The sequence below is a fragment of the Streptomyces sp. I05A-00742 genome, assembly GCF_013055795.1.
Taxonomy (GTDB): domain Bacteria; phylum Actinomycetota; class Actinomycetes; order Streptomycetales; family Streptomycetaceae; genus Streptomyces.
In genome coordinates this window covers 47,311-68,901 of the sequence record NZ_JABETO010000015.1, presented here as the reverse complement: position 1 = coordinate 68,901, position 21,591 = coordinate 47,311, and the positions used below count along the sequence as shown (strand labels likewise).

The following is a 21,591-nucleotide window of genomic DNA, read 5'->3' as shown; positions in this document are numbered from 1 at the left end:
CCGCCCGGCACGCCCCCCATACGCTCCCTCTCCGTCCCCTTCCCCACCGCGGCCCTTCGCCGTGCGACCCGGCTCCGCGGGCGGTCCGCCCGGCCGGGGACGCGCCCCGGCCGCCGCGCCGGAACCGCTCAGCATCCGACTGACCCGGCTGACCACCGCACTGCTGCCCACCCCGTCCATCAGACCGTGATGGACCCGGGGCACCAACGCGAACGCACCCGGCGCGTATCCCCGCACCAGCCACAGGTCCGCGCCCAGTTCCGGCAGCGGCCTGACCGCCAGCCTCCCGAGCACCGCGCGCAGCCCCCGCTCCCCGGACCCGGGTTCGACCACGGCCTCGGAAACGTGCCGGCCCAGGACACCCGCCGCCTCGGCCCGCGCACCCGCCAGGCCGGGCAGCAGCCCACAGGCCATCCACGCCATCTCCAGCAGATCCTCCCTGGACGGGACGATCCCTGAGCACAACATCGCCTGACTGATCACCAGCGGGTCGGCCGGATGCCGCCGCGCGTAAGCGGCCCACCCCCGCCCCCACGGATCCCGCTGCCCCGGCCCCGGACCGGCGGAAGCATCGGACATGGACAACAGCGCCCTCCCCACGGGCAGAGCCCCGAGGCCCCGCACCCAAGGCCGGGCCGGGCGCATACCCGCTTCCAGAACACCAGGCGGGCCTCCGGTCAACCGCCGGACGACCGTATTCTCATCCTTTCAGGTGAGATGGAACGGCCCGGCTACCCGATCCCCTGCCGGTCGGCCTCCAGGGCGAACTCCCGGTCCGCCGCCTCCGGCACCGTGCGCGCGACGGCCTGCTCCAGCAGTGTGCGGTGCCGCTCCAGGGGCCGGCGCCGCTCCTGGGGCACCAGGGCCCACAGATCGTCCAGTCCCGCCATCAGCCGCCGGGTGACCTGCGGACTGCCCACCGCACACCGCCGGATCTCGGTCAGCCCGAGATCGACGAGATCCGTCCACCCGGGCAGGTCCTGCACCAGGCGGACAGCTCCTCCGCGATCGCTGTGGCACAGGGCGCCGAGAGGGCGGTGCGCGATCGCTGTCAGGAACTGAACGATGCGGTCGAGGCACTGCACGGCCGTGGTCGGATCGTTGACCGCGGGTGACAGGGCCCGCTGGGCGATGTCGGACAGCTGACGGAGCCCGAACCCGATGTCCTGGTGGAACGTCCGTTCCACCCCGACGGAGACCGTGTACCGCAGCGCCCGGGCCGGCGGCACGCTCCGTCCGCCGTGCACGGCGAACAGGGGAGTCCCCGGCACCACGTAATCCCCGATCCGAGGAATCAGCCGCAACACCACCCCCTGCCGCCGCGCCACCCGCACCAGCCGCGCGATGTGGACGTCCCGCAGCACCCCGGCCCGCCCCCGGTGCGCGACCTCGGGGCCCGACGGCGGCAGGGCGGGCGGGTCCGCCCCCTGCCCGGCGGTCCGGGCGTGCCGGTCGAGGACATGGAGCGACTCCCGCATGATCCGGTCGATGACATGGCCCACGCGCATCAGCCGGAGCGTGGAATTCACGTACGCCACGAACAGCGCGAGGCTGACCAGCAACAACAGTCCGCACACGAGGCCCGAGAACACCGGCACCGTGCTGATCGTCCTGGCGTCCGTCTCCCCCTCGTAGGCGGACTGCGCCAGCAGCGCGAACAGGAAGGTCGCCAGGAAGACCGCGAACGTGCACTTGGTGATCCGGCTGCGCACGTAGAGCCGCACCACCCGCGGCGAGAACTGCCCGCTCGCCATCTGGAGGGCCACCAGCGAGATCGAGAACACCACCCCGATGAAGGTGAGCATCGCCGACCCCACGGTCGTGACGATCGACTTGGCGTCGTCCGCGATCCGGATCAGCGAGCCGACCGTCTCGTAGTCCCCCTCCTCCTGCAGCCCCCGGACCAGCCAGTGGTCCAGCTCCATCACCACCCCGGCCGCCACCACGGCCCCCAGCAGCCCCACCGTCGGCGTGAACCAGAACGTGTCCCGCAGATGCTCCCGCAACGGCGACAACGGACGGGGAACCCGCCTGGCCGGAGCCGGGACGGACGGCTCCGCACCGGTAGGTGTGGTGTCATGCCCCGAGATGCCCATAAACGTACCTTATGGCGTAGGTAAAAAGCCTGGTGAAGGGCGCTCCGAAACCTTGATAGAGTTGTCCATGTCGCCGCGGGGAACGCCCCACGGAGACAGACACCTGGTCCGGGTGGCGGAATGGCAGACGCGCTAGCTTGAGGTGCTAGTGCCCTTTATCGGGCGTGGGGGTTCAAGTCCCCCCTCGGACACTTGAGAGAACCCCAGCTGAGCTGGGGTTTTTCTGTTTTTCAGGGCATTGCGGCGCTTCGCGTGACCAACCCATGCCCAGCGGCGGCGCGGGGGCGTTGTCAGTGCCCCTTGGCACACTGGTGGAAGCCCGTACCGCCCTGCGCCGAGAGGTCCGATGCTCACCACTGTCGCCGTAGAGAACTACCGCTCCCTGCGCCGTCTGATCGTTCCCCTGGGGCGGCTGAACGTGGTCACCGGGGCGAATGCCACCGGGAAGTCCAGCCTCTACCGGGCCCTGCGGCTGCTGGCCGACGCGGCGCGGGGCGGTGCGGTCGCGGCGCTGGCGCGGGAGGGCGGGCTGGCCTCGACGTTGTGGGCGGGGGAGCGGAAGGGGGCGGGCCGCTCGCCGGCGGCGAGCCTCCGGCTCGGCTTCGCCGGGGACGAGTTCGGGTACGCGGTCGACTTCGGGCACCCGATACCGACCGCGGGCGGCGAGGGCGCGCCGTCCATGTTCAACCTGGACCCCGAGATCAAGCGGGAGTGCACCTGGGCCGGGCCCGTGCTGCGCCCCGCCGCCCTGCTCTCGGACCGCTCGGGACCCGCCGTCCGCACCCGCACCGCGCAGGGTACTTGGCACAGCTCGGTGAACGCCGTCCGCCCCTACGACAGCATGCTCAGCGAGCTCGCCGACCCGCAGCTCGCCCCCGACCTGCTGCGGCTGCGCGAGCACATGCGGTCCTGGCGGTTCTACGACCACGTGCGGACCGACGCGCACGCACCCGCCCGCGGCGCGCAGGTGGGCACCCGCACGCCGGTGCTCGGGCACGACGGCTCGGACGTCGCCGCCGCGCTGCAGACGATCCGCGAGACGGGCGACCGCGACGCGCTGGACGCGGCCGTGGACGCGGCGTTCCCCGGCAGCGAGGTGGAGATCGTCAGCGAGGGCGGCCGCTTCGAGCTCAAGCTGCGCCAGCGCGGCCTGCTGCGCCCGCTGGGCGCGGCCGAGCTCTCCGACGGCACCCTGCGCTATCTGCTGTGGACGGCGGCGCTGCTCACCCCGCGGCCGCCCGCGCTGCTGGTGCTCAACGAGCCGGAGTCCAGCCTGCACCCGGATCTGCTGGCCCCGCTGGCCGACCTGATCCTCACCGCGGCCCGGGACACCCAGATCGTGGTGGTCACGCACGCGCCGGGCCTGGCCGAGTCCCTCGCCCGCGGCGCCGGCCGGCACCGCATCGACGTCAACTCCATCGCCCTCCGCAAGGACGCCCTCGGTCAGACCGACGTCGCGGGCCGCGAGAGCATGCTGGACGAGCCGCTCTGGCACTGGCCCAAACGCTGAGGCGCCCGCCCGACGGGTCGGACGCGGGGTGGGAAATCGCCGGGGAGACCCCCGAAGATCGTCTACGGCAGGGCGCGCGGCATAATCGGACATCCGGGGTGAATCCCCGGTCCCGTCAGGCAAGCGCAGGAGCAGTTCATGATCTTCATCGTCGTCAAGTTCACCATCCGCCCGGAGCGGAGCGAGGACTGGCTCGGCCTCGTTGACGACTTCACCCGCGGTACGCGGAGCGAGCCGGGCAACCTGTTCTTCGAGTGGTCGAAGAGCGTCGAGGACCCGAACCAGTTCGTCCTCGTCGAGGCCTTCAAGGACGCCGCCGCCGGCGAGGTGCACGTCAACTCGGAGCACTTCAGGACGGCGATGGCCTGGATGCCCGACCTGATCGCCAAGACCCCCGAGATCGTCAACGTCGAGGTCCCCTCCGAGGGCTGGTCGGCGATGGCGGAGCTGTCGCCGCGCGGCTGACTTCGCATCGGCCGGAGCCCCGTTCACCCTCCCTGGGGAGGGGGACGGGGCTCCTGTGTTCCGCCGGTGCGGCCGGATCCGAGGCGCCATTGAACCCCCTCGGTCCTTCCCCCACGATTGGGGGCAAAGGTGGCAGTGCCGCCGTGCCGTCGGGGGAGGGGCTGATGAGCGGCTCTGGGGATGTTCGTGACGTGGTGGTCGTCGGGGCCGGGCCCACGGGGCTGGCGCTGGGGATCGGGCTGCGGCGGTACGGGCTGGACGTGCTGGTGGTCGACAAGGAGCCCAGTACGAAGCGGGATGCCCGTGCCTGTGTCATCTGGCAGCGGGCCCTGGAGGGGCTGCGGGACCTGGGGTGCGTGGAGGCGCTGGCCGGCGAGGGGATGTCCGTGCGGCGGGGGACGTTCCATGTGCGGGGCCGGGTGCGGGGGCGGTACGACATGGGGGTGCCCGGGACGGCGTTCCCCTTTCCGCTCTCGATCGAGCAGGACGCCACCGACCGGCTGCTCCGCGACCGGCTGCGGACGCTGGGCGAGGACGTGAGCTGGTCGACCGAGGCCGTGGCCGTACGGGTGGGGGCCGACGAGGCGGAGGTCGATCTGCGCGGCCCCGACGGGCGGATGCGGACGGTGGGGTGCCGGTGGCTGGTGGGGTGCGAGGGTGCGCACAGCGTGGTGCGCAAGACCCTGGGCATCCCCTTCGAGGGCGAGCGGCGCGCCGACCTCCAGGCGGTGCAGATCAACGCCAAGGCCGACTGGGCCCTGCCTCAGGAGACCGACGGTACCCACATCTTCCTCAACCACGGCGTCTCGCTGATCGCCAGCCCGCGACCGGGCGGCGGATACCGGTTCTTCGCCTTCCGCGACGACCCCGAGCCGCGCCGGGAAGAGCCGCCGGACACCGAGGAGATGCGGGAGATCGTCGCCCGCGCCACGGGCGACCCCGCCGTCCGGCTGGTGCCGACGAGCCCGCTGTGGGTCAACCGGGCCCGTTTCCACGACCGCGTCGCCGCCTCCCTCCGGCACGGCGCCGCCCTGATCGCCGGCGACAGCGCGCACCTGTGGGCACCCGTCGGCGGCCACGGGCTCAACACCGGGCTGTGCGGGGCCCACAACCTCGCCTGGAAGCTCGCCGCCGTGCACCGGGGCTGGTGCCGGGACACCCTGCTCGACACCTACTCCGCCGAACAGCGCCACCGGGCCGCCGGCGTGATGCGGGACATGCGCCACAACATCACGGAGCTTCCGCCGGGCCCGCTGACCCTGGCGGCCCTGAACCTCGCGGCGCCCCTGGTGATCGGCAACCCGTTGGCGGAGCGGCGGGCGCGGATGATGATGAGCGACTTCGGCAGGCACCACCGGGCGAGCGCGCTGTCCGCCGACGCCGGCGGGCGGGGGCCGCTGCGCGCCGGTGACCGGCTGCCGGACTTCCCGGTGCGCGCGGGCGGCGAACGGCGGCACCTCCACGATCTGCTCTCGTACCGGAGGTGGACGCTCCTGGTGTCCGAGGACGCCGCCGGGCCGGGCGCGGACGGGCTCCGTGAACTCCGGGACCTCGTCGGACGGTACTCCGCCCCGGTCGAGGTCTTCGGTGTCCGCCCCGAGCACGGGGAGCGCGGCCGGCCGCCCGCCGGGACGCTGCTCCTCGTACGCCCGGACGGGTACATCGGCCTGCGCGCGGCCTCCGGCGACCGGACGGCACTGGCGTCGTATCTGGACCGGTGGTGGGTGTCGGTGCGGGGCTGACGCACCGACATCACCGTTCACATCAGTACCGGGTCCGCACCACCATCCGTGACGGCCCGTGGAACACCAGGTCGTCCGCGTACCGCACCGGGCCGTCCGGCTCCTCCTCCGCCAGCCGGAGCCCCGGCAGCCCGCGGAGCAGGCGGCCGAGGCCGATCTCGGCCTCGGCGCGCGCGAGGGGCGCGCCGACGCAGTAGTGGATGCCAAGACCGAAGCCGCAGTGGCGCCGGGCGTCGCGGCGGATGTCCAGCCGGTCCGGGTGCGGGAAGCGGCGGGGGTCGCGGTTGGCCGAGCCGAGGACGAGGGTCACCTTGTCGCCCTTCCTGACGCGGCGGCCCGCGATCTCCCCGTCCTCGTGGGCGCGGCGGCTGATCATCTGGACGGGGGAGTCGTAGCGGATCAGCTCCTCCACGGCGGCGGGCATCAACTCCGGCCGGGTCCGCAGCAGTCCGAGCTGGTACGGGTGGGCGAGCAGGGCGAGCAGGCCCTTGCACAGGAGGTTGGTGGTGGTCTCGTGGCCCGCCGTGAGCAGGTGGACGCACGTCCCCACCAGGACGTCGTCGCCCAGCGGCTCCTCGTCGGCCGGCCGCTCCTCGTAGCCCAGCCGTTCCTCGTCGGCCGGCGGTTTCCCGTCGGCCCCCCGCAGCAGGGCCGTGATCAGGTCACCGTCACCGGTCGGCCCCTCCTCGGCCGCCCTGCGCCGGGCCAGCTCGGTGCGGAAGTACGCGTCGAGGTCGCGGGCCGCCGCGTCGGCCACCCGGAACGCGTCGCTCCGCCGGCGGGCGCGGGCGCTGGTGGCCTGCTGGAGGTCGACCGCGCGGGCGCGGAACCAGGGGCGGTCGTCCGCCCGGACCCCCAGCAGTTCGCTGATCACCAGGATGGGGAAGGGCGCGGCGAACCGGTCGACGAGGTCGGCGCGTTGCTCCTCGGCCAGTGCGGCGGTCAGCCGGCCGGCGATGTCGTCGACGCGGGGGCGCAGGCGTTCGACCACCCGGGGTGTGAAGCTCCTGGCGACCAGGGCGCGGACCCGGGTGTGCCGGGGCGGGTCCATGAAGACCATCCACGCGGAGGCGGTCCGCCGCAGGTGCGGGCAGTCGGCCGGCAGCGGGGCCGGGAGCCCGCCGCGGCCGAAGCGGCGGTCGGCCAGGACGGCGGCCACGTCGTCGTGGCGGAAGACGTACCAGCCGTCCTCGCCCTCGTGGACGGGGTCGTGCTCCCGGTAGTGCTCGTAGAGCGGATAGGGATCGGGCACATGGACATCGGAGGTGCGGAAGGGGCCGAGGGGAGTCATGAGTACCTCCTGCGTGAGTGCCTCATACGTGAGGTCCTCCTGCGTGAGGTCCTCCTGCGTGAGGGCCGCACGCCGTCGGGGCCCGCGGCCACGGGGAACCCGCCGTACCGGCCGGGCGCCCTCATCGCGCACCCCGGACGGTGTCCGCCAGCAACCCCGGGTCCAGCGGCGGCCGGAAGCCGCGCCAGGCGACATGTCCGTCGGGGCGGACGAGGACGAACGGCCTGCCGTAGAGCCGCGCCACCAGCCGGTCGTGGCACCGGGTGACCTCCAGCGGCACCCGCCGCCGCGCGAAGGCGTCCGCGAAGGCGCCCAGCAGCGGGGAGTCGGCGAAGCAGAGCAGGCGGAAACCGTTGCCGAAGAGGTCGAGCGTCGATGTCCCGCCGCTGAGCCAGGCGTGCGGGGCACGGGCGCCCGGCAGCGCCGAGGAGCGCCAGTCGCCGTCGTCGCCCTCCGGGTCGGTGACGATCAGGGGCGAGGCGTAGCGATGGCCGAGGTGGACGTCGGGCGCGTCGAACTCGCGGCGCACTCCCTCGCGTTCGAGGCGTTCGGCGAGCGCCGCGCGGGCCCGCTCGCCCTGCGGGGTGTCGAGCAGGATTTCCTTGGGGAGCTCGCGGCGGACCGTCCTCCGCAGATTGGCGTGGGCCGCCGCCAGGCTGCGTTCGGCGACCGGACGGCGTTCCGTCTCGTAGGTGTCGAGCAGGGCCGGGCCCGCCCAGCCCGCCAGTTCGGCGGCGAGCTTCCAGCCGAGGTCGGCGGCGTCGGCGATGCCGCAGTTCATGCCGAAGCCGCCGGACGGCGAGAGGGTGTGCGCCGCGTCCCCGGCGAGCAGCACCCGGCCGTCGCGGAAGCGGTCGGCGATCCGGTGCGTCAGATGCCACACGTGCTCGGAGACGATCTCCAGCGGGGTGTCCACGGCGATGGCGGTCCGCAGCAGGGCCATCGGTTCCTCGTGGAGCGCCGCCTCGGCGGTGGCGATCAGCCGGTACAGCCCGTGGCCGTCCATCGACCGCAGCGGGTAGCGCAGGTTGGGCGGTTGGGTGAGGAAGTAGACCAGGGCCCGGCGCGGGCCCAGCCGGTCGTCGAGCCGGGGCGCGCGGAAGAGGATGTTCCGGAAGGTGCGGGTCGGGTGGCGGGCGGGGGCGCCGATGCCGAGGATCCGGCGGACGGTCGAGGCGGCGCCGTCGCAGCCGACGAGCCGGCGGGCGCGCACGGTCAGCGCGGTGCCGTCGGCGAGCCGGGTGGCGGAGGCGGTGACGCCGTCGTCGTCCTGGACGAGGCCGTCGAGGCGGCACCCGTGGTGCAGCGGCCCTTCAGGGTGGACGCCCACCGCGCGGACGAGCAGCGGGGCCAGCAGGTTCTGGGGGCAGACCTGTTCGGGCTCGGGGGTCCACGGGAGCGGCGGCCGGGTGTCCGAGGTGCCGAACTCCAGGCGGTGGATCTCGTGGCCGCCGACGGCGGTGACCCAGGCGACGTCCAGCGGATGGTCGCCCGGCCAGCCCGCGGTGCGGATGGCGTGCGCGATGCCCCACCGCCGGAACAGCTCCATCGAACGGGGCCCGACCGTACCGACCTTGGGGTGGTCCACCCGTCCGTCGGACGCGTCCAGGAGCAGGAACCGGACGCCGCGGTATCTCAGGTCCAGCGCCAGTGCCAGCCCGACCGGGCCCCCGCCGACGATCAGTACGTCCGTTTCGAGGTGTGTCATGCGTGCTCCTTCCTCATGGCTGCTCCTCCCTCATGACCTGCGGAATGACATGACCTCACGCGGGCTTCCCCACGGGATTTCATCCGGGCCTCCCGAAGAAGTCCGCGTAGAACGCCGCCATGTCCCCGACCTGCTCCGGCACCCGCGGGCAGGCCCGCGCCGCCGCGGCCAGGTGCGTGAAGCGGAGGGCGAGGGCGCGGCGGGCGACGTCGGGGCGGGGGACGGGCTCGGGCGGGGCCTCCGGCTCGAACGTCGGGCCCGCCGTGCGGCCGCGACGGCCCGAGTCCATGGTCACCAGCAGTTCCGCCAGCGGGCGCATCATGCCGGTCATCACGTCGATGGAGGCGTTCATCAGTTTCGAGCGGCGCAGGCTCGCGTCGGGGCTCTCGCCGAAGTGCTGGACCATGAGCCGCAGCATCAGCTCGTACGCCTGGTTGAACAGCCGGGCGACGGCCCGCGCCTCGGGGTCGGTGATCGGATCCTTCGCCGCGTCCCCGGTGCCGAGGGTGGGGTTGCGCAGCACGGGGTAGGCCGGATTCCAGGGCAGCAGCCGGCCGTGCGGGCCGGGAGCGCGTTCGGTGGTGAGCAGTTCGCCGATCCGCAGGAACGTCTCGAAGTGCGAGGTCTCCGACGGAGTGGCGGCGAACGCCGTCCCGCCCTCGCCCTGTTCGGTGATGAGGTCGACGGCGAACAGTGCGCTGGAGAGGTCGTCGACCTCCAACTGGTAGTCCGGATGCGCCTTGTTGACGGTCTCGCGCAGGAACAGGTGGTGCTCGCCGCCCCCGCGGCCCTTCTCCACCAGGAACAGGTCCGGAACGCGGCGCAGGCCCTCGCGGATCGCCGCGTACAGCTCGCTGATCGACCCCCAGGCCCCGGTGCGCGGTACGGACCGGCCGGCCGGCGCGCCCTCCTGCCGGAGTTCGGGCGTGAGCCCGGCGGGCTGTTCGACGGCGATGTACCGCTGGACGCTGCCGATGCCGAGCCCCTCCAGGGCGAAGTCGAGGGGGACGGGCAGCCGGCCGTTGAGCGTGCCGAAGTCGACGACGGGGACGTGGAACGGCTCGCCCAGGGCCATGATGATGTTGTTGACCAGCAGGAAGTGGATCATCTCCTCGCGGGCGACGGTCAGCAGGCTGCCGCGGATCCCGTCGTCGAGCGTCGCCCCGCCCTGGCCGCAGACGAGTTCCAGCTGGCGCGGGGTCCACAGGCCGCGCCGGACGTGGACGCGGCCCGCCCCGTGCGTGGGCAGGGAGAAGGCGGCGTACAAGTACTGGAGCATCACCGCCAGTTCCAGCGTGGCGGCCTGCCGGAGGACGGTCAGCAGCCGGCCCCGGGTGGTGATCGCCGGGGGCGCGGGCGGCGGCCCGGGCACGGCGAGCGGGGGGCGGGTCCTGGCCTGCTGGTTGCGCAGGTAGGCCAGCAGCAGCCGGGCCTGCGGGTCGGTGAGGTCACGGGTGGGCGGCATGTAGTACGTGCGGTCCTTGTTGCGCGGGTCGCACATCTGCCACGCCAGTTCGGCGTAGGTCTCGACCTTGCACCGGTCGGCGAGGCTGAAGACCTCGGACCGCATGAAGGTGGAGACCTGCTCGTAGTAGGCGAAGACCTCCCGGTGCAGCAGCGCGAAGTCGACGTCCTCGCGGGGCACGGCGTCCAGGTGCCAGTCGTCGGGCAGGACGCGGACGGCCAGCGCGCCGGCGCCCGCCCAGAAGCCGAGCGCGTCCGCGTCGTCGTACGCCGTCCAGGCCGAGCCGGGGGCCCGGGGGTCGGCACACGGGACGTCGGCGGGGCCGGCCGAGAGCAGCACCCGGCAGGTGCCCGCGCGGTCGCCGCGCAGCGTGAGCAGCCCGTCCCCGCGGGCGTCCGTGGTGACGGTGCACTCCGGCGCGTACGCCTCTGTGTTCGTGGCCGACGGCGCGGACGCCGCCCGCAGGCCGAGGACGACGGCGTCGCCGCAGCGCGCGCCGGGCGCGCCGGCCGTTCGGTCGGCGGGCAGCGCACGGGGGTTGTAGTACTGGCGCACGCGCACCTCGACGGCCGCCGGGCGCCCGCGCACGTACGCGCGCAGGGGCACGCGGACGGCGTGGTCGGCGCCGTGCGCGCGGTCGCGGTGGTGCAGGACGACCAGGGCCTCGTCCGACTGGACGACGGTCTCCCGCTCGGTCAGCAGGGTCGTCCGCCGCCCGCCGGGCGCCGTCCGGGTCAGGCATAACGGCTCGTCCGCGGCGCCCCGGCAGCCGGCCGCGAGGTCCACGGTGACGAGGCCGGACGTCGCGTCGGAGGGGTACGCGCCGGCCGGCACCCGGGCGACGAGCGCCCCGGACGCGGTCCGCAGGTCGAGGTCGCCCAGGTCGAGGGCAGGACCGAGCCCGTGCAGGGGGCCCGGTCCCGCCCGGTCGGCGCGGTGGGTGACCGGGACGGCGGTGATCATGTCGAGCACCGCCCGGTCGTCCGTCAGACGCACGGCGAGGTGGTGCAGCGGGCTCCCGGGGCGCGGCACGAGGAGCCGCCCCGCGGGGAAGGTGCGCAGCTCGTGGGCGTGCCAGGGGGCGATCGTGCCGCGTACGCGCCAGTGACTGGGGGTGTCGGGCAGAACCGGGGTGGTCATGTTGTCCAGCGCGAACCGGACGACGAGACCGTCCGCTCTCCCCTCGGCGACGGACGAGCGCAGCGCCTCCGTGACGGGCGAGACGCGCGCGTCCGGCAGCCACTCCGCCTCCTCCCGGGTGACGACGAACTGGTGGACGGCGCCGTAGCGGAACCAGTCGGCCAGGACGTGCTCGCCGACGTCGAGGACCCGGCCGAACCCCACCCAGCGCGGCGGCTGGAAGCCGGTGACGCCGCCGGTGAAGAGGTAGCCGTCGTCGTGCGAGCGGCCCAGCCGGCCGAAGCCGAACCGGCCCGTCATCAGGGCGGTGGTCCACCGCGAGGCGGGGTCCAGGTCGAAGACCCGGGCCCGGTTGACGGTGGTGCGCAGATACGGGTTGTAGTGGCCCCAGACGTCGACGTGGCGGCCGACGACCGGGTCGCCGGTGTCCACCCGCCCGTCCGGGCCCTGGACGGCGGTGACGCGGGCGTCGAACAGGAAGTGCCCGTTGCCGTCGAAGTTCCAGCCCTTCGCGAGGCTGAACTCGCCGTCGGCGCGGGGGCGTCCGTGCCGGTCGAAGCGCGGCCCGCGCCGTTGCAGCCAGTCGTGGTAGTCGTCGGCCGGCCGGTCGGCGGGGAAGGGGACGGGGGACGGGCCGTCGTCGGTGAGGACGGTCCGGGTCGCCAGGTCGGTCAGGCCGCCGCGCGGACCGGTGGGGAGCCGGGTCGTCGCGACACCGGCGAAGTGCAGCCTGGGCAGGTCGAAGACGCTCACCGCAGGGCCCCCGTGCGGCGGCGCCTGCCGGGTATGCCCAGGACGCGGCGGTGCGGGACGTAGTGGACGACCTGGTGGACGGCGTTCAGCGCGGACTCGATGGCACCCTCGATCCAGGCCGGTGCCGTCGAGCAGTGCTCGCCCGCGAAGAACAGCCGGCCCGCCGGGCGGGCGGCGCGCAGCCGCTCCATCTCGCACGCGGCGGCCGACTTGCCCCAGCGGGTGGCGCACCCGCCGCTCCAGCGCGAGACCCCCCACGCGGCGCTCGCCGCGCCCAGCACCATGCCCGGCCGCCGGAGCTGGGGGTGCGCGGCGGCGAGCTCCTCGACGACGAACCGGTGCCGCCTGCGGGCCGGCAGCCGTCCGAGCCGTTCGGCCTCGTCGCCGATGGTGTAGCTGGCGATCAGCGCGGCGCCCCCGCTCCCGCCTCGGGTGTCGTCCGGGGCGGGGTAGTACGTCTGGCGGACCAGCCCTCCGGTGAACGACGCACCGCCCAGGATGCCTTCGTCGTGCCAGAAGGGCTCGCGGCAGTGGAGGGCCACCTTGGTCGCCGGGCAGTAGACGACATCGTCCAGTACGGAGCGTTTGTCGTCGTCGATGCCGTGCAGGCGCAGCTTCCGGAGCACGGGGAAGGGGAGGGTGCAGACGACGAAATCGGCGTGCTCCACGATGGTCCGGGCCCCGGTGCGGACCCGGACGAGCACCCCGTCCTCCCGGACGTCGATGCCGACGACCCTCCGGCCAGTGGAGAGCCTGCCCCTGAGCCGCGCGGCGAGCCGGAGGACCAGCTGGTCCATGCCGCCCTCCAGGCGGAGCAGGGCGGGGCTGGTCTCGGTGAGGATGTCGTCCAGGAAGCTGTTGAGCCGTCCGCTGCACCCCGTGCGGATGCCGGGGTGGGCGGAGAACAGCGAGTGCAGGTCGATCCGGTCGCGGTCCGGGCCGCGCAGGTGCGGCGTCGGGTCGAGGCGGTCGACCAGCTCCAGGAGCTGGCGGCGCAGGTCGTCGCGGAGCGCCTCGCGCAGGTCGGGAGGGGCTGTGGCGTCGACCACGGCGGTCAGCCAGGCGCCGAAGGCGACGGTGGGGGCGGCGTACGGGCAGTCCTGGCCGCGCAGGGCGAGCTCGGCGCGGAAGCTCTCGCACAGCGGCCCGGAGGCGTCCCGGACGCGGACGAATCCGGCGGGGGTGCGGAGGAGGGCGTTCTCCTCGGAGAGGAGCGTCCTGAACGTCCGCAGCCTTCCCGTCAGCCCCATCCGGTCGATGTACTCCAGGGTGAGGCGGTGGTGGGCCGGAACGCGCATCGCGCCGAGCTCGGCCGCCGGGGCGTCGGGGCCGGGGCCGAACCGGTGGGTGAGAACGCGGCCGCCTATGCGGGTGTTGCCCTCGACGACCTCGACCCGGAACCGGCGGCGCTCCAGCTCGTAAGCGGTCGTCAGGCCCGCCACGCCGGCGCCGAGCACGAGGACACGCGGCCATTTCTGTTCGATTCCATCGAATGCGTGCACATGCCAAAGGTCGGTCGTGCCGGACATCGAACTTCCCCCCGTAAATGTGTGCCTATATCCAGTTTGTGGCTCCAAGAGATGTCATGGGATTCGATGCGGCACAACAGCTTTTCCGGACAAGGGGGATGTTGTGAAAGGTGGGCAGGTCAGTATGTCGACGGCGTAGAGGAATTACGGCCCGGGGATAGGCGGGGACCTCCCCGTGAACGGAACGGGAATCATCCGGAGCGCTCGCCCGCCGCACGACGGAAGGACCGTGCGGACCGTGGTATTTGTCTGCTACGCGGTTGTACTCCATCGGGAGTAGGGACAACCCCGTTCCCAGGAACGACGACGCAGCGCACGGTGCGGGGCATCGTTGGAGGTATGAAGGACGACGGTACGGACCGCAGGGGCACCTCGTGAGCTCTTTCGTGCTCTCGGTACTGCTGTGCCTGGTGTCCGCCGTCTGCTACGCGGCCGCGGCCATCGTGCAGGAACGAGTGGCCGCCACGGGCGACGGCGGGGCCTGCGGGCCGCTGCGCAGCACGGCCTGGTGGGGTGCCGTGGCCCTGACCGGCCTGGGCGCCGGGCTGCACGTACTGGCACTCGCCTGCGGGCCGCTGAGCCTGGTGCAGCCGATGGGGGCGCTCACGATCGTCTTCGCCCTCCCCATGGCGGCGGTCTTCGTGGGCCGGCCGGTCGGCGCGGCCGGCTGGCGGGGCGCCCTGCTGGCCACCGGCGGCCTCGCCGGACTGCTCGCCCTCACCGGGTCGTCCGGCACCGAATCCCTCCCCGGCGGCGAACGGCCGGTCCTGGCCGGCACGGTGTTCGGCGCCATGGCCGTGCTGATGCTCGCCGCCCGCTGGACGCGCGGTCCCGTCGTGCGCGGCGTCGTCCTGGCCACGGCGGCGGGCGCGGCCTTCGGCATGGGATCGGTCTTCACCAAGGCCGCCGCCGAGGACATCGCCGCGCACGAGACCGGGGCACTCGTCCCGACCCTTGTCCTGACGGCCGTCCTGGCCTCGGCGGGCATGCTGCTGTCCCAGGCGTCCTACCGCGGTGCGGGCCTCGCGGCACCGCTGGCCACCGTCACCGTCGTCAACCCCGTCGTGGCCGCCGCCGTGGGGATAGCCGCTCTCGGCGAGGCGTTCCGCTACGGCCCGTGGGGCGGGCTGCTGGCCTGCCTGGCGGGCGTGGCCACGGCGGCCGGGGTGGTCGTGCTGACGTTCCGGGGCGTGGAGGCGCCCGCCGGCGCCGGGGTGTTCGCCGGCGCCGGGGAGTCCGCCGCGGCCGAGGCGGGCGGCCTGCCGCGGCAGGCCGCACCGGTCCCACCGTCCGCACCGCAACCCCCGTCCGGCCGGGGGCCCGTCACACGGCCCGGCCGCCGGTGCCTGGTCTCCGCCCGGCAGGGGTCGAAGGTGGGCTGACGGGCGGAGGCTCGCCGTCCGGGGTCGCCGGGCGTGGGCGCGCTTGCCCCTGCGGGGGCCGCGCTCGTCCCGCCGGAATACCGGAGGGGCCGGAACCGCACCATGGTGTCCAGCCGCCCGCGGCGCCACGATGGTGCCGGCCGCGTCGGAGCCGCCGCGCCGCCACCTACCGAGGAGTGCCCGTGGACTTCGACGTCATCGTGGAAATCCCGCAAGGCAGCCGCAACAAGTACGAGATGGACCACAGGCTCGGGCGCATCCGGCTGGACCGGCTGCTCTTCACGTCCACCCGCTACCCCGCCGACTACGGCTACATCGACGGCACCCTGGGCGCCGACGGGCAGCCCCTGGACGCCCTGGTGCTGGCCGGGGACCCCACGTTCCCGGGGGTGGTGGTGCGGTGCAGGGCGATCGGGATGTTCCGGATGCGGGACGAGCAGGGCGAGGACGACAAGGTGCTGTGCGTACCGGCCGCCGATCCCCGCCACGAGCACCTGCGCGATCTGCGTCACCTCGCGGAGTTCGACCGGCTGGAGATCCAGCACTTCTTCGAGGTCTACAAGGAGCTGGAGCCCGGCAAGTCCGTGGACAACGCCTGCTGGGCCGACCGTGCGGCGGCCGAGGCGGAGATCCGCGTCTCCCGGGTCCGCGCCGGGAACTCGGGGGATCCGGGGGAGCCATCGGCGCGCTAGGCGACGCGCCGATGGCTCCCCCGGATCCCCGGCCCTCGCGCCCCTGAGGAGCCGGGAACCCTCGGAGGCCTCCCCGGGCAACCGACCGGTCGGTATTCAGAGCTGACGGAGAAGCGCCTCGACACCCCCGTCGACGTCGAGGCAGCCGGCCTCGCCGCCCACCGGCACCAGCGCGTACGAACGGGCCAGGAAGCCGCGCAGCTCCTCGGTGTCGATCTGGACCATCGCCACGCCCTCCGGCGCGTGGAATTCGAGGACGGTCCGCTCCGGGCCGCAGGGCCAGACCCGGACGTCACCCCCGCCCGACGGGGAGAGGAGCCCCCCGGCCAGCAGTTCACGGGCGAAGGCCCATTCGACCTCGGCACCGTCGAGCGAGGCGGTCGGCGGGAAGGCGATGTGTACGGCGAAGGGGTCGGCGCGCTTGTACCGGAGCTGCGCGGGGATGGCGCGGGTCTGGGGGGAGGACGCGATGAGTCGGGCCTGGACGGCCTGGTCGATGACGGTGGGCAACGCCTTCTCCCTTGCGGTTGGTTGGTCTTCCCGATGGTGGGGTCCGTGGCACTCCGCAGGGTGAGACGGTGGATCGTGGGGCTCAGTGCTGGATTCGAGCGTGAGATGCGTCACGGCCCTTGAATGAACAGAGCATTTCGCTTCTATGCCTACGAACCAAAGCACTTCCGCCATGTGTGAGGGTCTACGCGTAACGGTCGTCCGTTGTCTGACGCCACTGATGTCGCAGCCGTAACAGTCACCACAAGGATACGCCGCACGGGCCGTCCGCGCGGACAACTCCCGGAAACGGGCCGCCCGTTCGGGGAGCGGACGGCCCGGCGGTCCGGCGGCTCAGGCCGGCGGCCGCTGCTCCCGGTACGCCTCCAGGGCCGGCGCCGTCTTGGTGGGGACGAACTCGGTGACGGAGTACTCGCACACGCCCGCCACCATGAACGGATCGCTCCGCGTGATCTCCTCGATCTTCGCCCGGTCGTCACCGACCGCGAGGATGACCCCGCCGTCCCGCGGCACCTTGCGCCCGGAGGCGAGAAAGACCCCGGAGGCGTAGTGCGCGTCCAGCCAGGCGAGGTGCTCGGCGTGCGCGGCTTCCACGCGGTCGATCGGCGCGATGTAGGTCAGCTCCAGTACGAACATGATCACAGGCTACGTGCCGGGGGTCCGTCCCGTACCGTGTCCTCGCCATGAACCACACGTCCGATGAACTGCCCCCCGACTGGCCCACCACCGAGGAGCAGGCGCTCGCCGTCCAGAACGCGCTCCGCGAGCGCGTGGTCCTCCACGAGCCCGGCCCCGCACCCGGCGCCGCCCTGACCGCCGTGGGCGTCGACGTCGCGTACGACGACGAGCGGGACCTCGTCGCCGCGGCGGCCGTCGCCCTCGACGCCCGCACCCTCCGCGTCGTGGCGGAGGCCACGGCCGTCGGCCGGGTGGCCTTCCCTTACGTCCCCGGGCTGCTCGCCTTCCGCGAGATCCCGACGGTCCTCGCCGCGCTCGGCCGCCTGCCCGCCGCCCCGGACCTGGTCGTCTGCGACGGCTACGGGCTCGCCCACCCGCGCCGCTTCGGCCTGGCCGCGCACCTGGGCGTGCTGACCGGGCTGCCCACGATCGGGGTCGCGAAGAACCCGTTCACCTTCCGCCACGCGCCACCGGGACCCGCCCGCGGCGACGCGGCGTCCCTGCTCGACGGTGACGAGGAGGTGGGCCGGGCGCTGCGCACCCGGGAGGGCGTCAAGCCGGTGTACGTCTCCGTCGGCCACCGGGTGAGCCTGGACCGCGCCTGCGCCCATGTGCTGGACCTGTCCCCCCGGTTCCGCCTCCCCGAGACCACGCGGGCGGCGGACGCGCTGTGCCGGACGGCGCTGCGGGAGGCGGTCGCGGCCGACGAATGAGCATCGACGGCGGATAGCAAGGACGACGGATGAGCAAGGACGGCGGATGAGCACGGACGACCGATGGGTAGGGACGACGCACCAGCCGTCCGCCCGCCCCGGAGGACCCCGTGCGACTCACCGGCTTCATCCCGCCCCTCTGCACCCCGCTCACCCCCGACGGCGCCGTCGACACCGCCTCCCTGCGCCGCCTCGTCGAACACCTCCTCGCGGGCGGCGCCTCGGCCCTCTTCGCCCTCGGCACCAGCGGCGAGGCCGCCTTCCTCACCGACGACCAGCGCCGCACGGTGCTGCGGACCGCGGTCGAGGCGGCCGACGGGCGCGTCCCGGTCCTCGCCGGCGTCATCGACATGACCACCCCGCGCGTCCTCGGCCACGCGCGGGAGGCCGCCGCCCTGGGCGTCGACGCCCTCGTCGCCACCGCGCCGTTCTACACGGGCACCCACCCCGCCGAGACCGCCGACCATTTCCGCCGCGTCCGCGACGGAGCCGGCCTGCCGCTCCTCGCCTACGACATCCCGCCCTGCGTCCACACCAAGCTCCCGCCGGCCGTGCTCCTGGAGCTCGCCGAGGACCGCACCCTCATCGGCGTCAAGGACAGCAGCGGCGACCTCAACGCCCTCCGCCGCCTCCTCGTGACCCTCCGCCACCGCGGCCTCGACGCCACCTTCTCCGTCCTCACCGGCTCCGAACTGACCGTCGACGCCGCCCTGCTGATGGGCGCGGACGGCGTCGTCGCGGGCCTCGGCAACGTCGACCCCGCCGGCTACGCCCGGCTGTACGACCACGCCCGCGCCGGCCGCTGGACCGAGGCCGCCGCCGAGCAGGACCGGCTCGCCGCCCTCTTCGCCCTGGTCGAGGCGGCCGACCCGGCGACGATGAGCGGAACGGCCGCCGCCCTGGGCGGCTTCAAGGCGGCGCTGCGCCTGCTGGGCGTCATCGACTGCCCGGCCACGGCGGCTCCGCTGCGGCCGCTGTCCGAGGGGGCGGTGCGGGTGGTGGAACGGCATCTGAAGGAGGGCGGCTTGCTGTGAGTCCGGGAGGGTCGTGAGGCCGGCACCCTCTAGCGTGGACGCGTAACGATCACTCGCCCCGACCCCCGGAGCCCCCATGCCGTCCGCGCCGCCCAGCACCCGGGCCAGGATCCGTGCGTTCGCCCTCTCCCTCCCCGGCGCCGTCGAGGAGTTCCCCTGGGGTGGGAGCGCCGTCGTCAAGGTCAACAAGAAGATCTTCGTGTTCCTGGGCGACGAGGACGCCGAGGCGCCCGGCATCAGCGTCAAACTGCGGAACGAGGAGGCGCACGGCCATGCCCTCGCCGTCCCCGGCGCCGCCCCCACCGGGTACGGGCTGGGGCGGGCCGGCTGGGTCTCGGTGCCGCTCGGGGGTGGGGGGACGCCCGTGGAGCTGTTCTGCGACTGGGTGGAGGAGAGCTACCGCACCGTCGCGCCCAGGCGCCTCGTCGCGGAGCTCGACGGCTGACCGCCGGACTGGGCGCGGGCCCGCTGTCAAGTTCCGTCGTTCCGACGGGGCTTGTGGAAAATGGAACACGTTCTTAACATCGCGGGTGTTACAGCGGTCTTGTCATAGAGGTGACGGTCACAGGGAGCGGTCCGGATGGCTGATGCGGCGAGCGGCGGCCCGCTCACCGGCGTGCGTGTCGTCGAGCTCGCGGGGATCGGGCCCGGCCCGTTCGCGGCGATGCTCCTCGCGGATCTCGGTGCGGACGTGGTGCGCGTCGACCGGCCCGGGGGGCCGGGCCTGTACATCGATCCGCGCCATGACGTCACCAACCGCAACAAGCGCTCCGTCCGCGTCGATCTCAAGGCGGACGGGGGAGCGGAGACCGTCCTCGATCTCGTCGAGCGGGCCGATGTGCTGCTGGAGGGGTACCGGCCCGGGGTGGCCGAGCGGCTGGGGGTCGGGCCGGGGCCCTGTCTGGGCCGCAACCCCCGGCTGGTGTACGGGCGGATGACCGGTTGGGGCCAGGACGGGCCGCTGGCGCCGGCCGCGGGGCACGACATCGGGTACATCGCGCTCACGGGGGCGCTGGGCCTGGCCGGGGCGGCCGACGGGCCGCCGTATCCGCCCGCCAATCTCCTGGGTGACTACGCGGGCGGGTCCCTCTATCTGGTGATCGGTGTGCTGGCCGCGCTCCAGCACGCCCGTGCCACGGGAACCGGCCAGGTCGTGGACGCGGCCATCGTGGACGGCACCGCGCATCTGACCGCGATGATCCACGGCATGCTGGCCGCGGGCGTCTGGCAGGACCGGCGCGGTGGCAATCTGCTGGACGGCGGGGCGCCTTTCTACGGCGTCTACGCGACCTCGGACGGCGGACATATGGCCGTCGGGGCGCTCGAACCGCGCTTCTACGCCGAGTTCGTCCGCCTGCTCGGCATCCCGGAGGCGGACGCCGGACGGGACGACCCGGCGGGGTGGGACCGGCTGCGGGAGCTGATCGCCGACCGGTTCCGGCAGCGCACCCGGGCCGAGTGGAGGGAGGTGTTCGAGGGTACGGACGCCTGTGTGTCGCCGGTGCTCTCGTTGACCGAGGCGCCCGGCCATCCGCATCTCGCCGCGCGCGGCACCTTCGCCGACGACTGGGGCATCACCCAGCCCGCCCCCGCGCCCCGCTTCTCCGCCACCCCCGGTTCCCTCCGCCGCCCGCCCGCGGTGCCCGGCGCCCACACCGAAGAGGTCGCCCGCGACTGGGGTGTCCCTCGCCCGGAACACCCCGAACATCCCGAACGTCATGAACAGAAGGGCACGCGGCCATGAAGCGCCACCTCTTCGACGACCGGCACGAAGCCTTCCGCGCCACCGTGCGGACCTTCCTGGAGCGCGAGGTCACGCCCCACTACGAGCAGTGGGAGAAGGACGGCATCGTCCCCCGCGAGGTCTGGCGGGCGGCCGGGCGGCAGGGGCTGCTCGGACTCGCCGTGCCCGAGGAGTACGGCGGCGGGGGCACGGAGGACTTCCGCTTCGGCGTCGTGCTCGCCGAGGAGTTCGTCCGGGCCGGCGTCGCCGGGTTCGCGGCGGGGCTGCACAACGACATCATCGGCCCGTACCTCACCACGCTCGGCACCGAGGAGCAGAAGCGGCGCTGGCTGCCCGGTTTCTGCAGCGGCGAGACCGTCACCGCCGTCGCCATGACCGAACCGGGTGCGGGCTCCGACCTCCAGGGCATCCGGACGGCCGCCGTCGACAAGGGCGACCACTGGCTGCTCAACGGCTCCAAGACGTTCATCTCCAACGGGATCCTCGCCGACCTGGTGGTCGTCGTGGCCAGGACCACCCCCGAGGGCGGGGCCAGGGGGCTCAGCCTGCTCGTCGTCGAACGGGGAATGGAGGGGTTCGAACGCGGCCGGAACCTCGACAAGATCGGGCAGAAGTCCCAGGACACGGCCGAGCTGTTCTTCACCGACGTCCGCGTCCCCAAGGAGAACCTGCTCGGCGAACTGCACGGCGCGTTCGGCCATCTGATGACCAACCTCCCGCAGGAACGGCTCCAGATCGCCGTCTCCGCGATCGCCGCGGCCGAGCACCTGCTGGAGATCACCACGCGGTACGTCAAGGAGCGCGAGGCGTTCGGCAGGTCGCTCGGCCGCTTCCAGCACATCCGGTTCGAGATCGCCGAGATGGCCACCGAGTGCGCCGTCACCCGCACCTTCGTCGACCGCTGCGTCGTCGACCACGGCGAGGGCGGACTGGACACCGTGCACGCCTCGATGGCCAAGTGGTGGGCGACGGAACTCCAGAAGCGCGTCGCCGACCGCTGTCTGCAACTCCACGGCGGCTACGGCTATATGGCCGAGTACCCGGTCGCCCGGGCCTTCACCGACGGCCGGATCCAGACGATCTACGGCGGCACGACCGAGATCATGAAGGAGATCATCGGCCGTTCCCTGCTGGCCTGA

Annotated in this window: 17 protein-coding genes, 1 tRNA gene and 1 pseudogene; 11 read left to right on the top strand and 8 right to left on the bottom strand. The window is 73.5% G+C overall.

Features of this window, described 5'->3' with window-relative positions:
- Positions 1 to 147 precede the first annotated feature (147 nt).
- Both HN013_RS34155 and HN013_RS16575 read right to left on the bottom strand, forming a co-directional pair.
- Positions 148 to 414: pseudogene (locus HN013_RS34155) on the bottom strand (wax ester/triacylglycerol synthase domain-containing protein); the annotation flags it as partial.
- Positions 415 to 731: 317 nt separating this feature from the next.
- Positions 732 to 2,096, bottom strand: a complete 1,365-nt coding sequence (locus HN013_RS16575) for a DUF2254 domain-containing protein (RefSeq protein WP_171166923.1) — start codon at positions 2,094 to 2,096, stop codon at positions 732 to 734.
- A gap of 106 nt (positions 2,097 to 2,202) precedes the next feature.
- Between HN013_RS16575 and HN013_RS16570 the strand changes: the two genes are divergently transcribed.
- The 4 genes from HN013_RS16570 (at position 2,203) to HN013_RS16555 (ending at position 5,813) form a co-directional block, all read left to right on the top strand.
- Positions 2,203 to 2,287, top strand: a tRNA-Leu gene (locus HN013_RS16570).
- A gap of 155 nt (positions 2,288 to 2,442) precedes the next feature.
- A complete protein-coding gene (locus tag HN013_RS16565) occupies positions 2,443 to 3,606 on the top strand; it encodes an AAA family ATPase (RefSeq protein ID WP_171166922.1) in 1,164 nt (387 codons plus the stop codon).
- Between the two features lie 138 nt (positions 3,607 to 3,744).
- Positions 3,745 to 4,071: a putative quinol monooxygenase gene (locus HN013_RS16560; RefSeq protein ID WP_171166921.1), complete on the top strand. Its 327-nt coding sequence runs from the start codon at positions 3,745 to 3,747 to the stop codon at positions 4,069 to 4,071.
- Between the two features lie 164 nt (positions 4,072 to 4,235).
- Positions 4,236 to 5,813, top strand: a complete 1,578-nt coding sequence (locus tag HN013_RS16555) for an FAD-dependent monooxygenase (RefSeq protein WP_171166920.1) — start codon at positions 4,236 to 4,238, stop codon at positions 5,811 to 5,813.
- Positions 5,814 to 5,835: 22 nt separating this feature from the next.
- Here HN013_RS16555 and HN013_RS16550 read toward each other — a convergent pair whose 3' ends face one another.
- The 4 genes from HN013_RS16550 to HN013_RS16535 form a co-directional block, all read right to left on the bottom strand.
- Positions 5,836 to 7,104: a cytochrome P450 gene (locus HN013_RS16550; RefSeq protein ID WP_171166919.1), complete on the bottom strand. Its 1,269-nt coding sequence runs from the start codon at positions 7,102 to 7,104 to the stop codon at positions 5,836 to 5,838.
- Positions 7,105 to 7,225: 121 nt separating this feature from the next.
- Complete coding sequence (locus HN013_RS16545; protein WP_171166918.1) at positions 7,226 to 8,812, bottom strand: FAD-dependent monooxygenase; 1,587 nt, start codon at positions 8,810 to 8,812, stop codon at positions 7,226 to 7,228.
- A 79-nt stretch (positions 8,813 to 8,891) separates the two neighbouring features.
- Entirely contained in the window at positions 8,892 to 12,170 is a 3,279-nt protein-coding gene (locus HN013_RS16540) for a ferritin-like domain-containing protein (protein ID WP_171166917.1), read from the bottom strand.
- Entirely contained in the window at positions 12,167 to 13,672 is a 1,506-nt protein-coding gene (locus tag HN013_RS16535; RefSeq protein WP_312018622.1) for an NAD(P)/FAD-dependent oxidoreductase, read from the bottom strand. The genes HN013_RS16540 and HN013_RS16535 overlap by 4 nt, the downstream gene beginning before the upstream one ends.
- Positions 13,673 to 14,073: 401 nt before the next feature.
- On the opposite strand from HN013_RS16535, the gene HN013_RS16530 reads away from it, so the two are divergent.
- Both HN013_RS16530 and HN013_RS16525 read left to right on the top strand, forming a co-directional pair.
- Positions 14,074 to 15,081 carry a DMT family transporter gene (locus HN013_RS16530; RefSeq protein ID WP_171166915.1) on the top strand — a complete coding sequence of 336 codons (1,008 nt, stop codon included), beginning with the start codon at positions 14,074 to 14,076 and terminating at the stop codon, positions 15,079 to 15,081.
- 182 nt (positions 15,082 to 15,263) lie between these two features.
- On the top strand, positions 15,264 to 15,773 hold the full coding sequence (locus HN013_RS16525) for an inorganic diphosphatase (RefSeq protein WP_171166914.1): 510 nt from the start codon (positions 15,264 to 15,266) through the stop codon (positions 15,771 to 15,773).
- 96 nt (positions 15,774 to 15,869) lie between these two features.
- On the opposite strand, the gene HN013_RS16520 is transcribed toward HN013_RS16525, so the two are convergent.
- Together HN013_RS16520 and HN013_RS16515 are read right to left on the bottom strand one after the other, a co-directional pair.
- Positions 15,870 to 16,283 carry an SsgA family sporulation/cell division regulator gene (locus tag HN013_RS16520; protein WP_171166913.1) on the bottom strand — a complete coding sequence of 138 codons (414 nt, stop codon included), beginning with the start codon at positions 16,281 to 16,283 and terminating at the stop codon, positions 15,870 to 15,872.
- Positions 16,284 to 16,616: 333 nt separating this feature from the next.
- On the bottom strand, positions 16,617 to 16,919 hold the full coding sequence (locus HN013_RS16515) for a YciI family protein (protein ID WP_171166912.1): 303 nt from the start codon (positions 16,917 to 16,919) through the stop codon (positions 16,617 to 16,619).
- A gap of 47 nt (positions 16,920 to 16,966) precedes the next feature.
- Here HN013_RS16515 and HN013_RS16510 point away from each other — a divergent pair, with 47 nt between their 5' ends.
- From HN013_RS16510 to HN013_RS16490, 5 genes are all read left to right on the top strand, one after another.
- A complete protein-coding gene (locus HN013_RS16510) occupies positions 16,967 to 17,674 on the top strand; it encodes an endonuclease V (RefSeq protein WP_171166911.1) in 708 nt (235 codons plus the stop codon).
- 110 nt (positions 17,675 to 17,784) lie between these two features.
- Positions 17,785 to 18,708, top strand: coding sequence for a dihydrodipicolinate synthase family protein (locus HN013_RS16505; protein ID WP_171166910.1), 924 nt, complete (start codon positions 17,785 to 17,787; stop codon positions 18,706 to 18,708).
- Between the two features lie 76 nt (positions 18,709 to 18,784).
- The gene (locus tag HN013_RS16500) at positions 18,785 to 19,153 is read left to right on the top strand and encodes an MmcQ/YjbR family DNA-binding protein (RefSeq protein WP_171166909.1); all 369 of its coding nucleotides are present in this window, start codon (positions 18,785 to 18,787) and stop codon (positions 19,151 to 19,153) included.
- A gap of 135 nt (positions 19,154 to 19,288) precedes the next feature.
- Positions 19,289 to 20,452 (top strand): CaiB/BaiF CoA-transferase family protein, encoded by a 1,164-nt coding sequence (locus HN013_RS16495; protein WP_171166908.1) that lies wholly within the window; start codon positions 19,289 to 19,291, stop codon positions 20,450 to 20,452.
- Positions 20,449 to 21,591, top strand: a complete 1,143-nt coding sequence (locus HN013_RS16490) for an acyl-CoA dehydrogenase family protein (RefSeq protein ID WP_171166907.1) — start codon at positions 20,449 to 20,451, stop codon at positions 21,589 to 21,591. The genes HN013_RS16495 and HN013_RS16490 overlap by 4 nt, the downstream gene beginning before the upstream one ends.

Bases quoted from the DNA above. Each gene is read 5' to 3' on its own strand.
- HN013_RS16545 (WP_171166918.1), bottom strand. From the start codon at position 8,812: ATGACACACCTCGAAACGGACGTACTGATCGTCGGCGGGGGCCCGGTC.
- HN013_RS16490 (WP_171166907.1), top strand. From the start codon at position 20,449: ATGAAGCGCCACCTCTTCGACGACCGGCACGAAGCCTTCCGCGCCACC.
- HN013_RS16515 (WP_171166912.1), bottom strand. From the start codon at position 16,919: ATGTTCGTACTGGAGCTGACCTACATCGCGCCGATCGACCGCGTGGAA.
- HN013_RS16565 (WP_171166922.1), top strand. From the start codon at position 2,443: ATGCTCACCACTGTCGCCGTAGAGAACTACCGCTCCCTGCGCCGTCTG.
- HN013_RS16575 (WP_171166923.1), bottom strand. From the start codon at position 2,096: ATGGGCATCTCGGGGCATGACACCACACCTACCGGTGCGGAGCCGTCC.
- HN013_RS16555 (WP_171166920.1), top strand. From the start codon at position 4,236: ATGAGCGGCTCTGGGGATGTTCGTGACGTGGTGGTCGTCGGGGCCGGG.
- HN013_RS16510 (WP_171166911.1), top strand. From the start codon at position 16,967: ATGAACCACACGTCCGATGAACTGCCCCCCGACTGGCCCACCACCGAG.
- HN013_RS16550 (WP_171166919.1), bottom strand. From the start codon at position 7,104: ATGACTCCCCTCGGCCCCTTCCGCACCTCCGATGTCCATGTGCCCGAT.
- HN013_RS16560 (WP_171166921.1), top strand. From the start codon at position 3,745: ATGATCTTCATCGTCGTCAAGTTCACCATCCGCCCGGAGCGGAGCGAG.
- HN013_RS16495 (WP_171166908.1), top strand. From the start codon at position 19,289: ATGGCTGATGCGGCGAGCGGCGGCCCGCTCACCGGCGTGCGTGTCGTC.
- HN013_RS16500 (WP_171166909.1), top strand. From the start codon at position 18,785: ATGCCGTCCGCGCCGCCCAGCACCCGGGCCAGGATCCGTGCGTTCGCC.